This is a genomic window from Psychrobacter nivimaris, assembly GCF_009812035.1.
In the GTDB taxonomy this organism is placed as follows: Bacteria; Pseudomonadota; Gammaproteobacteria; order Pseudomonadales; family Moraxellaceae; genus Psychrobacter; species Psychrobacter nivimaris.
On sequence record NZ_VZIZ01000007.1, the window covers coordinates 111,425 to 124,541 of the forward strand.

Annotated in this window: 11 protein-coding genes; 9 read left to right on the forward strand and 2 right to left on the reverse strand. The window is 42.8% G+C overall.

The window, feature by feature from the left end; all coding sequences use genetic code 11:
* The first annotated feature begins 32 nt into the window (after positions 1–32).
* The 4 genes from FQV37_RS03135 to FQV37_RS03150 all read left to right on the forward strand — a co-directional run bounded on the left by FQV37_RS03135 (position 33) and on the right by FQV37_RS03150 (position 3,874).
* Positions 33–686: a DsbA family oxidoreductase gene (locus FQV37_RS03135; RefSeq protein ID WP_160021258.1), complete on the forward strand. Its 654-nt coding sequence runs from the start codon at positions 33–35 to the stop codon at positions 684–686.
* A 70-nt stretch (positions 687–756) separates the two neighbouring features.
* Complete coding sequence (gene yghU, locus FQV37_RS03140; protein ID WP_160021259.1) at positions 757–1,644, forward strand: glutathione-dependent disulfide-bond oxidoreductase; 888 nt, start codon at positions 757–759, stop codon at positions 1,642–1,644.
* Positions 1,645–1,831: 187 nt separating this feature from the next.
* A complete protein-coding gene (locus tag FQV37_RS03145; protein ID WP_101205252.1) occupies positions 1,832–2,374 on the forward strand; it encodes a peroxiredoxin-like family protein in 543 nt (180 codons plus the stop codon).
* A 531-nt stretch (positions 2,375–2,905) separates the two neighbouring features.
* Positions 2,906–3,874 (forward strand): acyltransferase, encoded by a 969-nt coding sequence (locus FQV37_RS03150; protein ID WP_160021260.1) that lies wholly within the window; start codon positions 2,906–2,908, stop codon positions 3,872–3,874.
* A 145-nt stretch (positions 3,875–4,019) separates the two neighbouring features.
* Here the strand turns inward: FQV37_RS03150 and FQV37_RS03155 are convergent, their stop codons facing one another.
* Both FQV37_RS03155 and FQV37_RS03160 read right to left on the reverse strand, forming a co-directional pair.
* A complete protein-coding gene (locus tag FQV37_RS03155; protein WP_160021261.1) occupies positions 4,020–4,703 on the reverse strand; it encodes a cupin domain-containing protein in 684 nt (227 codons plus the stop codon).
* Positions 4,704–4,795: 92 nt separating this feature from the next.
* Positions 4,796–5,659, reverse strand: coding sequence for a universal stress protein (locus FQV37_RS03160; protein WP_160021262.1), 864 nt, complete (start codon positions 5,657–5,659; stop codon positions 4,796–4,798).
* 420 nt (positions 5,660–6,079) lie between these two features.
* Between FQV37_RS03160 and FQV37_RS03165 the strand changes: the two genes are divergently transcribed.
* From FQV37_RS03165 to FQV37_RS03185, 5 genes are all read left to right on the forward strand, one after another.
* Positions 6,080–6,613 (forward strand): DUF2058 domain-containing protein, encoded by a 534-nt coding sequence (locus tag FQV37_RS03165; protein ID WP_102078489.1) that lies wholly within the window; start codon positions 6,080–6,082, stop codon positions 6,611–6,613.
* A 454-nt stretch (positions 6,614–7,067) separates the two neighbouring features.
* Positions 7,068–7,472: a hypothetical protein gene (locus FQV37_RS03170; protein WP_160021263.1), complete on the forward strand. Its 405-nt coding sequence runs from the start codon at positions 7,068–7,070 to the stop codon at positions 7,470–7,472.
* A gap of 244 nt (positions 7,473–7,716) precedes the next feature.
* On the forward strand, positions 7,717–9,870 hold the full coding sequence (locus FQV37_RS03175; protein ID WP_160021264.1) for an FAD-dependent oxidoreductase: 2,154 nt from the start codon (positions 7,717–7,719) through the stop codon (positions 9,868–9,870).
* Between the two features lie 182 nt (positions 9,871–10,052).
* Entirely contained in the window at positions 10,053–11,351 is a 1,299-nt protein-coding gene (locus FQV37_RS03180) for an ABC transporter substrate-binding protein (protein WP_160021265.1), read from the forward strand.
* Positions 11,348–13,111: an ABC transporter permease gene (locus tag FQV37_RS03185; protein WP_160021266.1), complete on the forward strand. Its 1,764-nt coding sequence runs from the start codon at positions 11,348–11,350 to the stop codon at positions 13,109–13,111. Before FQV37_RS03180 ends, FQV37_RS03185 begins: the two co-directional genes overlap by 4 nt.
* Positions 13,112–13,117 lie beyond the last annotated feature (6 nt).

Consider the following 13,117-nt stretch of genomic DNA (forward strand, 5'->3'; position numbering starts at 1 on the left):
TTCATTTTAATTTATCGCTAATGAGAGATCCTATGGAACAGGCAAAAAAACCCTTACAAATAGACATCGTGTCAGACGTTGTATGCCCTTGGTGCGCTATCGGTTATAGCCAATTGGCCGAGGCATTAAAACAAACCAACACGCCGCACGAGATTCACTGGCACCCATTTGAATTAAATCCTAATACGCCGCCGGAAGGACGAAACTATCGTGAGCATATTATGGAGAAGTACGGTACGACTGCTGAGGACGTTAAAGAGAACCGAGCTAGAATGACAGCAGCAGGTGCAGAAGCTGGATTTAATTTTCAGTTTACCGATGATTTCCGTACCTACAATACTTTTAATGCGCATCAGTTGCTGCATTGGGCTGATCAGCAAGGACGTATGCACGACCTAAAACAAGCATTATTCGTTGCACACTTCGTTGATAATAAAAACGTGGCTGACAGTACCGTACTGGCAGATGTCGCAGCAGATATTGGACTAGATCGTAATGAAGCACTCGCCGTTATCGCAGATCAACGCTTTGCCAATGTGATACGTGAAGCCGTACAGCATTCAAAGCAGCAAGGTGTTCAAAGCGTACCATCCGTTATCTTCAACGGTCGGCATCTGGTGAGCGGCGCGCAAGGTGTAGACAACTACAAAAACATCTTAAAGCAACTAGCAGACATGCCAGAATAAAAACAATAAACTGGATCTGATTTACCAATTACACCCTACTGAGCACAGTATATAAAAAGGTATCATCATTATGTCAAACTCTAATCATTACGAGCCACCCAGCGTCTGGACATGGGATGCAGAAAGCGGCGGTAAGTGGGCAAGCGTCAACCGCCCTATCGCTGGCCCAACGCATGAAGCAGAACTACCTCGCGGCAAACATCCGTTACAGATCTACTCAATGGGCACCCCTAACGGCCAAAAAGTCACCATTATGGTCGAAGAGTTATTGGCATTAGGTGTGACAGACGCTGAGTACGACGCGCACCTGATTCAAATTGGTGAAGGCGGACAGTTCTCATCAGGTTTCGTTGAGCTAAATCCAAACTCAAAAATCCCTGTGCTTTTGGATACAGAGACTGGTAGTCGTGTGTTTGAGAGTGGCGCTATTTTGTTTTATCTTGCCGAAAAATTCGGAAAACTACTGCCTAAAGATGCAGCAGCACGTACTGAAGTGATGAATTGGCTCTTCTGGTTACAAGGCTCTGCTCCTTACTTAGGCGGCGGTTTTGGACATTTCTACTTTTATGCGCCAGAAAAGTTTGAGTACCCTATCAATCGATTCACGATGGAAGTAAAACGTCAATTAGATGTACTAGAACGTGAGCTTGCAGACAATCGCTATCTAGGTGGCGATGAGTATACGATTGCAGATATCGCCACTTGGCCTTGGTATGGCAATCTAATACTAGGTGAAGCATACAATGCAGGAGAGTTCCTACAAGTTGAGAGCTATCCAAATGTACGCCGCTGGGCAACTGAGATTTTAGAGCGTCCTGCTGTGCAACGTGGTCGAAAGGTAAACCGCACTTGGGGTGAACCTGCTGAGCAATTACACGAACGTCATGATGCCTCTGATTTTGAGCTAAAAACTCAAGATAAACTAGACGCTCAGACAACTGAAGAAGCAAAAAAATAGACGCTTTGTCTATGACTTACTAGCTTACTTAAGTAGTCTTATTGGTCGATTTTAAAGGTAATGTTAACTTTTCCTATTACTACTTGGGACTACTGTAAACATCCAATACTTTTGCACTTAAGACTGCTGATGTAAGGCTGTTAAATACCAACTAACTATAAAGACACTACTAAAAAGGATAAAAACTATGTCAACAGATTATGCTCAAAAAATTCAGGCCGGTACTACGTTTCCTGAAATGGAAGTACAAGTATTAAATGGTGAAATGACTTCATTAGGCAAACCTGAAAACGGTCATGATTGGAAACTGGTCGTTGTATACCGCGGTAAGCATTGCCCAATTTGCACAAAATATCTAAATACCTTAGAGACAGTAAAACAGTCTTTCTATGACGTTGGTGTCGATATCATCGCAGTATCTGCAGACAGCAAAGAGCAGTTAGAAGGTCATCTAGATCAAATAGATGTTAGCTTCCCTATGGCTTATGGTCTGACTATCGAACAGATGAATACGCTAGGTCTATATATCTCTGACCCACGTTCAGAAAAAGAAACTGATCATCCTTTCGCTGAACCTGCTGTATTCGTTATCAATGCTGAAGGAAAAGTACATATCGTTGATATCTCGAACGCACCGTTCTCTAGACCAGATCTTGAAGCCTTGGCAAACGGTTTGGCTTTTGTTAGAAACCCAGAAAACAACTACCCTATCCGTGGTATGCACGGCTAATTGATATAGTAAATATAGAGTGTTGATTCACTCGATTATTTGGCTGATTAATATCTAACCAGTTAAATTGCAAAGGGCGTATTGAGATAATTCTTGATACGCCCTTTTTTTATTTATTGATAACCTATCTGCTATCAAACGTAGTCGCTTCATATCTAACTTCCTTAGTATTTGCTCAGTACTAATGTGCGAGTAGCACTGTGAATCTATAAAAAGAGGTTCTGTACAAAATTCATAGACTAGCCAGCATATAAGGGCTATATTTGAACTCAAAATATCATCTACAAACATTTTACCTTTGAGCAAGCTATATTTCTTTTTTCATCGGTTAGTTTTTATAAATAAAACAGACTGTGTTTATGGTCTGGTTCGTATTTCGCTTTGGCAAAATCTTGATATAATTGTACGTTCTAATTCACCAATGCTATTTATTATTTGTTGTTAACACTCGTACACTGATATTAATTTCTGCTAAAATCATGCAGCAACATTATCAATATCTCATCATAGGTATGAGTAAAAGGATTCGATATGCGATTGAAATCAATCGTTCAAAAATTACATGAACGCGCTCCAAAATTGGGCAAAGCTGCCTCACTGACGACAGCAACCAGCGTTATCACTTTTAATAGTATGTTAGCTGGTTTACCTGTCTGGGTAATGGGTGCTACCAAGGCTATCACCGGTGCTGCCATCGCTGACAAAGCCGTTATCGATGTGACGAACTATTGGATCAATAGCAACAATGCATTGATCGATAACGTATTACCGCGCAAAGACTGGCGCATTAACTTACCTGATGATGTGCATACCAACGGTAAGTATCTACTGGTGAGCAATCATCAGTCATGGGTTGATACCAGTATCGTGCAATATATCAGCGAGAAACGTTTACCATTGACGCGCTTTTTTACCAAGTTTGAGCTCATATATATCCCTGTCATTGGTCAAGCTTTCTACTTTCTCGACTTTCCTATGATGCGTCGACACTCTAAAGAAGCCATCGCTAAAAACCCTGCTCTAAAGGGTAAAGATATCGAAGAAGCGAAACGAGCATGTGCATTACTTAAAGACAAGCCCTTTACGCTATTGAACTATCTAGAAGGGACTCGCTTTACCCCTAGCAAACACGATAAGCAAAAATCCCCATATACACATTTACTTAAGCCGCGCGCTGGCGGGTTGTCACTGGCTATGAGTGCCTTAGGGGAAGAGATCGATGGAATTTTGGACATGACGATCGTCTACCCTGACGGTGTACCCACTTATAGCGATCTATGGAAAGGCAATATCAAGCGTTTAGGCGTCGATGTGCGACATATTGATATACCCAAGGACCTGTTTACGGCGATCAAAAACGGCGGCTATGAAACAGATGAGGCTATAAAAGCAAAGATGTTTGAATGGGTAGAGCAAATATGGCATCAAAAGGATCAGCTGATCACGGATATGCTGGCTGACTTTGAGAGCAAAGATGCTATCAAAACAAGTGATCTTTGATACTTTTACCTAAAGATATTCATATATAGATAAGAGTTTTTCATAGTGTAGTAAGTTCTAATACAGATAATTTGGTACGTCATGATTAAGAACTAGAAGTACCAAATTATTTTTATATTTTGTCTATATAATTAATAAGCATTATTTAAATTTCTTCAACCTCCAAACCAATGACATGATTAACATGTCCAGTTTTTAGGTATATCGTCGCGCCCTCTACCCCTGCTTTTATTTGTACATTTATATCTATCGGCAGGCGTATCCAACTATCCTGCTGATATAACTGTCCACCCTCTATTAGCTCGCCTGCTACAACTAATATTTCTGCACCGCCATGAACTGTCTCAGTGCATAGCAACTCGCCTGCATCGATACGCTGTAGACTAACGTGCTCTACCCCATCGGAAAAAAGCGGGCAGACAGTACGACTACCTTGTTGTTGCCAATTAGCATCGTCATAAGTGTTGATAGCCACATGCTGCGTTTCGTCAGACGACATTTGCCGCAACTTGACGAAAATGACAGCACCTTCGTCACTATAAGGCTTATGGCCTGAAGACGGTGGATTACGTAGATACCAACCTGCTGGGTAATGAGTGTCATCTGCAGAAAAAGTGCCTGATAATACCAAAATCTCTTCGCCGCCTGGATGTAGATGATGCGGAAAGTAAGAGTTTGGCGCGTAACGCACAAGACTGGTAGCGCGAGCCTTCTCCGCGCCTACACGATCAAGCATGACACGCTCCACACCATTTTGTGGTGACTTAATCCATTGATGTGCTTCAGGGGTCAGTGAAGCACGTTGTGAAAAATCTGCATTAATTAGCATAAAATATTCCAAAAGTATTAAATGATTAGGGCGTACCCACAATATAAAACTGAGGACACGCCCTAGACGATAAACACAAATACATGACGTTATTACCGCACTAGAATGACCGGTGATAACGTGCTAGCGATAATTTCTGTCGTTGTACTACCGAGAAACAGTTGCTGCCATTTCGAATGTCCGTACGCCCCCACCACCATAATGTCGACATTGTTCTCTACCTGAAACTTTAACAATCCGTCCACCGCATCAGAAGCAGATAAATGATGTGCTTCAACGACAAACCCAGCATCTTCTAACTGTGCGGCGGCGGCGCTCATACTTTGCTTGGCGGCGTCATTATGATTGCCAACCATCACGATGTGACCTTTTAGACCTTTTAGTAGTGGACTTTTTGACACCATTCGTGCCGCTTTAATAGAGGTCTTGCTACCATCAAAGGCAATCATATAAGAGCTTGGCTCTTCAAATTTCTCTGAGCAAATCAATATAGGAATATCTGACCCACGAGCGACTGTCTCGATCTGACTACCAATATTGATCCGACTCTTCTTATGATCTTCTCCGCGGCGTCCCATCACAATCGCACGATTTTCTTCTTTGAAGTGCTCAATGCTAGGAAGCAGTTTGCCGTGGCGTTGATAAACGCGAACATTGACATCAGCGAAACTGCTTTGAATGTGGCTTTTTGCATCTTGTACCAATGCATTGCTATAGCTGTTGACGACTTTTGCTCTTTGCTCATCCAGCTGGGACAACTCTTCTAACAAAAACTGACGGCTATTTATACCTATAGCACCTGATAAATCTCGTCTGGTCGATGCCGGTATGTCACTGACATGCAATAATCCAACAGGTACGTTTAATTTATTGGCATACCACGCTGCATAGTCACAAACCGATTCAGTCACTGCCGAGCCGTCGATACAGGCCAAAATGTGCTGTGATGTTGTCATAATCTATCCTTAAATTTAATTATTTAATCCTATACAGCTTGTTAGATCTGACCAAGCTACACTCTTTGGCTTATGTCCTTTAACTTATAGTCTCTAGCTTATGCTCTCTGGCTTATGTACTCTGACTGGGGTATGTTTCATTTACCTTATAATAGTTACCCTTTCAAAAATTATCTTATTAAGTAAATTTACCCATTCATTTGATAATAACCAATTTACACGGCTTCATCCAGCGATGTGTGCGACCCTTTTGCAATAATTGCAATTTGTTACTGACAGCATCGTGCATAGCTCACCGCAGACTAATACCTAACTATATATAAAGTCTTATCGTCGTCTGACCACATGCGCTAGCAAAGTTTGCTACAATGTATTTTTTAGCATTTATGATTTCGGTATCGTTATTTAGGTGATTGGATTATGGCAAAAAATGCCCTACAGGCTCAATTATTAAAGGCTGGATTGGTTGATAGCAAAAAGGCCAAAAAAATCAGCAAACAAACGCAACATGCCAAGCGTACTGGTGACTCAGAAAGCGTCGAAGCAAAAAAAGCGTTGGCAGAGGCGCAAGCTCAAAAGCTGGAAAAGGATCAAAAGCTTAATCAAGAAAAACAACGCGTATTGGAAGAGAAAGCATTAAAAGCCAATATCGTGCAAATGATTAAGCAGCATCAGATTACTGAGACAGAAGGTGAAGTTAGCTATCAGTTTGTCGATGAGTCCAAAGTAAAGAAAATCGCTATCACTCAGAAACTCTACGATCAAATCGTGGCTGGTCATGTGGTTATCGCACGTTTGGAAGAGAGCTACGCGCTATTACCTCGCCCATTGGCTGATCGAATTGATTCAAAAATGGAAGGCTTTATGGTTGTGTCCAACGACACTGCTGAGGAAGCATTGGCAGAAGACGATCCTTATGCTGCTTATGTGATTCCAGATGATTTGATGTGGTAAGGCATTATTTTACTGCTGTTGACTTTACTATAGTGTTATAAGCATCCCCTCAAAAGCCCTTTATAGAATTTACGTTCTATAAAGGGCTTTTTGCATTTATACGGGCTAGGCGAATCTTTATAGCGCAAAATAAACGTTAAATGTGTCGATAGACTCAATCAAACGTACACAAATCGGGCTTCTTTAACCTAACATTGCTGGTTTAGTTAAAGAAAGTAACCCAGCTCCATAATTGCCAGAACATAGATACAACCAACTTGAACAGTTATTCAATAACTACTACAATGCATTTTTAGCACATATGGTGGTAATACTTTGTTTTTTTTGAGTAATCACTCAATATTATTCATATTTTACCTATGTTTGTTACCTGATAGTTCGGTGCCATCGTGCTCGTTTTATTTGCTTAATTTGTTCCAATTCACTTTTACTTTTTCTCAAAAAGAGATAATTCATGCCAAAACACTTGCCAATCTCACTATTATTTCTTCGCCTTGGTGTTTTCATCGTATTCTTCTTTTGGACAGTCGACAAATTTGTAAATCCTGAGCATGCCGCCAATGTGTTTGCTAAATTCTATGCATTGGAAAACTTGGGCATTACTATTGTTTACGTTATTGGTAGCTTACAAATTATTCTTATCTTCTCGTTCGTCATGGGTTTGTTCAAAAAATGGACATACGGCATCACTTTATTGCTACATGCCGCCTCTACGTTTGCATCCTTTGGTCTTTATTTAACGCCTTTTGAGAACTTATTATTTTTTGCCGCTTGGCCGATGTTGGCAGCCTGTTTGTCGCTATACCTAATGAGAGACTATGACTCCCTAACATTGGGTAAAAATACGTCTCCAGTATAACTGTTGGCAGCAGTGCTTATTGCTTCAGTCGTATAAATGTCAGACAACAAGACATAATGTATATACTATCAAGACTGCCGACTTCATTTTTTTATCGTAGTTAGGCGATTCAGACAATTAGCTTTGATCGCCAATTTTTGTTAAATATAGTTACTCGAATTCTGTTACTTAGACAATGAGTATTCTACTGTTTGAGTAATAACTACGATTTTAGCCTTCGCTCCCTTATTTGGCCGGACTTTTCATGATTAAAAGAATATTTTTAATACTATTAATATTGATATTAGCGGCAAGCTTTTTTTATTTTGACCTAAATCAATTATTGACGCTTGATGGCTTAAAAGGGTCGATGGCGCAATTTAATGAATACAAAGCGCAGTCACCGCTGTTGATTATCGGTGGATTTTTCTTACTATATGTCGTCGTCACTGCCCTCTCCTTACCAGGCGCTGCGATTTTAACGCTAGCCGCTGGTGCGCTATTTGGTTTGGTTCAGGGCTTACTCGTTGCGTCATTTGCATCGAGTATTGGTGCTACCATTGCCTTCTTGGCATCGCGCTATTTACTGCGTGACACCATCAAACAGCGCTTTCCTGAGCGGTTGGCAGCTATTGATGCAGGCGTCGAAAAAGAAGGTGGATTTTATTTATTTACCTTACGTCTGGTACCCATATTTCCATTCTTTTTGATTAACCTATTGATGGGTGTAACGTCTATTAAAACATGGACTTACTACTGGGTCAGTCAAATCGGTATGCTGGCTGGGACCTTTGTCTTCGTCAATGCAGGGACACAGCTGGCACAGATAGACAGCTTATCGGGTATTTTGTCTTTCAACTTAATTGTCTCGTTTGCGTTATTAGGTTTCTTCCCATTAATAGCAAAAGGAGTGTTGAACATGTTTAAAAAACGCCGTGTCTATAAAGACCACATCAAACCTAAAAAGTTCGATCGCAATATGATTGTGATTGGCGCAGGCGCTGGAGGATTGGTTACAAGCTACATTGCTGCTGCCGTCAAAGCAAAAGTCACGCTGATTGAAGCAGGTGAGATGGGTGGTGATTGTCTCAATTATGGCTGTGTACCTAGTAAAGCCATTATTAAGAGCGCAAAAATCGCTGATCAAATTCGCCATGGTGAAAACTACGGGTTAGAGAACACTGTACCGCAGTTTTCGTTCAAAAAAGTGATGGCACGTGTACAGCAAGTAGTGGCTGATATCGCACCGCACGATAGTGTTGAGCGTTATACCAATCTGGGCGTCGATGTGGTCAAAGGCTATGCCAAATTGGTCGACCCGTGGACAGTAGAAATCAAACTGAACGACGGCGGCATGCAAACCCTAACAGCGCGTACCATTGTCATTGCCACGGGCGCCCGTCCATTTGTACCGCCTCTACCAGGTATAGAAGAAACAGGCTACGTAACCAGTGACACTTTATGGACTAAGTTTGCTGAGCTAGAAGAAGCGCCGAAAAAGCTAGTAGTGCTGGGCGGTGGCCCAATCGGTAGTGAGCTTGCGCAGAGCTTTGCTCGCTTAGGCTCTAACGTGACGCAAATTGAGATGAGCGATCGAATCATGGGTAAAGAAGACCTTGAAGTCTCTACTTTTGCTCATCAGTCGCTCACTGACAGCGGTGTTAATATTTTGACCTCACATCAAGCGATGCGCTGCGAGATACGTGATGGCAAAAAATACATTATCGTCAAACACAATGAAACAGAAATCGATATCGAGTATGATGAGCTACTTTGTGCCGTTGGTCGTAGCGCACGCCTTGAAGGTTATGGTTTAGAGGCGTTAGGTATCGAAACCAATCGTACCATCGTGACCAATGAATATCTCGAGACGTTGTATCCCAATATTTTTGCCGCGGGTGATATCGTCGGGCCTTATCAGTTTACTCATGTCGCTGCCCATCAGGGCTGGTACGCCGCAGTGAATGGGCTGTTTGGCAATCTGAAGAAGTTCAAAGTAGATTATCGCGTGATTCCATGGGTTACGTTTATTGACCCAGAAGTCGCTCGTGTCGGTATCAATGAGCAAGAAGCCATCGATAAGGGCATCGATTACGAGATTACTCGCTTTGAATTTGAAGAGCTAGATCGCGCTATCACAGATGGTGCCGCTAAAGGCTTTATCAAAGTCATCACGCCAAAAGGTAAAGACAAAATATTGGGTGTGACGGTAGTGTCTGAACATGCAGGCGACCTAATCGCTGAGTTTGTATTAGCAATGAAACATGGTCTGGGTCTCAATAAAATTTTGGGCACCATTCATAGCTACCCTACTTGGGCTGAAGGTAACAAATACGCCGCTGGTGAGTGGAAACGTGCCCACGCCCCTGAGACTGTATTGAATTGGTTGGAGAAATACCATACTTGGCGTCGCGGTTAATTAATGACAGTTAGTTAATGGCAGCTTGCTGGTAGGCATCGTTAAATGATGCGACTGGTAGGAAAGCTCTAAAAAAGCCGAACAAAGCTGGTTTAGATTTCGTAGTATCTGTTTGGTTTGATATGACAGGCTATGAGATCTTTACCGGCTTTACTAACATTTAAATCATAACGGAAACTTGAATGCACGTTATTACCGCTTTACCGATGCTCAAACGTCTTACGCGCTATAGCACCTACGCTATGGTGATGAGTATTTGTATTGGTATATCAGCAAGCACTGCATCGCCAACTACTGCCAACATTAACCAAGACTTGTCACCTTGGCAGCAGATAGAAGCCCAAGGTAGCAATCAAGACGTTTACTTTTATGCGTGGGGCGGTGATCCACAGATTAACGCCTATCTACAATGGGTCGCTGATCAAGTCGATGACAAATACAATATTAATCTAGTGCATGTTAAATTAAGCGACACCAGTGAAGCGGTCAGTCGCGTTCTCGCCGAAAAATCCGCTCATAATGACGATCAAGGCAGTGTTGATTTGGTCTGGATTAATGGTGCTAACTTTGCCACCATGAGTGAGAACTCGTTATTACTCAAACAATGGGCAAACAAGTTGCCCAATTTTGTGCTGACTGACCCAGAGAATAATCCAACGGTTAATTTCGATTTTGGCGTGCCAACCGATGGTATGGAAGCACCCTGGGGACAAGCCTCTCTGACGTTTTATTACGATAGCTTATCGACCAGTAAACCACCAACGACTCTAAATGAGTTAACCGCTTGGACAGCAAAAAACCCTGGCCGCTTTAGCTATCCCAAACCGCCTGACTTTTTGGGTATGAGTTTCTTAAAGTACGTCTTAGTGATGCTGCATGAACAACAAGATGCCAGTACCGGTAAGAATACTAGCGCTCAATTAGGTCTACCGGCTACTGAAGAAAATACTGCGCTCGTATTAGACCCACTATGGGCGTTTTTGGATGAATTTCATCCAACTTTATGGCGCAGTGGCGAGCAGTTTGTACAGACAGGCGCGCAGATGCGCCGTCTGGTCGATGATACGGAGCTGAGTCTCGCCTTTACCTTTTCGGCACCAGAGGTTCCTGCAGCGGTACAACGTTATGACTTGCCCCAAAGCATTCGCAGCTATGCCATGAGTGATGGCAGCTTAAGCAATACTCATTTTGTTGCCATTCCTTATAACGCTAGCCATCCTCAGGCGGCACAATTAGTAGCCAACTTCTTAATGAGTCCAGAAGCCCAAGCAAAAAAACAAACCCCTTCGGTATGGGGTGACAAAAGCGTACTGGTTCAATCTACGCTTAGCCCTGCACAACAAGCATTATTCAAAACCAAGCAGCCTCATCCAAGCGCCCTGCCCTTTGACAGTGTCAAACGCACGGTAAGCGAGCCACATCCAAGCTGGGTAGAGGCCATCCAGCAAGGCTGGCAAGCACATTATGGGGTGAGTCCATGAGCCACGGTTTTGATAAAATAACGAAAAAAGGTGATAGTCCTAGACCTATTACGCTTGAGAAAAAAGATCTGTTTACGCGTATCGTGTCTTTTAGTCCCAAACTTTTAATTCTCATATTAATACTACCGGTACTCTGTGGCCTCATCTGTGTACTGTTGCCTGCCCTGAGCTGGGTTCCTGCCCTAGAAAAAACAACCTTAAACCTGCAAGGGTTTATAGTTCTATGGCAAACGCCTGGTATCACGCAGATGGCTGCATTAAGTCTTGCTACGGGACTGATCAGCACCCTACTTGCTTTTGTCATTGCCCTGATGATATTGGCTGCGTTTTTTAACAGTGTTTGGTTGCAGCGTATTGAGCATTTATTAAGCCCTATCTTGGTCATTCCTCATGCAGCCGCAGCCATTGCCGTTGGGTTTTTGATTGCGCCGTCAAGTATGTTTGCACGGCTCATCTCTCCGTGGCTAACTGGTTGGGAGATGGCACCCGATGGTATGTTTCCGCATGATCCATACGGTATCAGCATCATCTTGGGTTTAACCTTAAAGGAGCTGCCGTTTTTGCTATTAATGGCTTTAGGCGCGCTTGCTCAGCCTGAGCTTGGCAAAAAATTGCGTCAACAGTATACCGTTGCACTCAATCTTGGTTATTACCCAATTACTGCTTTTTTTAAGGCGGTCTTGCCCCTGTTATATCCTTTTCTGCGTTTACCGATTTTGGCCGTGTTGGCCTATGCCAGTGCGAGCGTTGAGATGCCGTTGATACTAGGCCCTAACACACCGCCAACGCTTGCTGTCTCTATCATACAATGGTTCAACGATGTTGACCTGACATTGCGTATCAAAGCATCAGCAGGCGCATTATTACAACTCGTACTGACAGCAGGTTTAGTCGCCTTTTGGCTGGGCGGCGAAAAAATTGTCAAGGCAATATTTAATGTTTCATCAGTTAATGGCAAACGTCGTTATGCAGATGCTATTTGGCAAAAAGTCACCGCTATGCTTACCGTAGGCGTGATTGGTTTTATGCTACTGTCACTTGCTGGCCTTGTTTTATGGGCATTTGCAGGATTTTGGCGGTTTCCAGCGATGCTACCAGAGCAATTCGTGCTATTACACTTTCAAAGTGCCTTTACTCAAATGAGCACACCATTGGTCAATACACTTAGCATTGGTGCCGTTAGTACTGCCTTTGCTGTTTTTCTGACGTTGCTATGCTTGGAAGCTGAGCAACTGAGTGCTAGGCCATTGTCACACTTCACCAGTTTTATTATTTACTTACCGCTACTGGTGCCAAGTATTGCGTTTCTATTCGGCTTAGTATGGTTACAGCAGTTGGCCAATCATCAATCAGAATTTTTTAATGTGGCGTTTGCCCATCTTTTATTCGTGCTACCGTACGTGTTTTTATCACTGGCCAGTAGTTATCGACGCCTAGATCCTCGTTTTGCTCATGTGGCCGCTAGCCTTGGCGCTGCACCTATTAAGGTATTCTTTCAGATAAAGCTGCCGCAGCTATTTGCTCCTATTTTGATTGCCATTGCTCTTGGTCTAGCGATTAGCTTTGGTCAGTATTTGCCAACTCTATTGGCAGGTGGTGGACGTATTGCCACTATCACGACTGAAGCGGTGACACTGGCAAATGGAGCCAGTAGGCGCACTAGTGCCGTCTATGCCATCATGCAAATGGCGCTACCGCTCATCGGTTTTATATTGGCTTGGATGCTACCCAAACATTTTTTTAGAAGTGGCGCTCGGTAGTAGGCT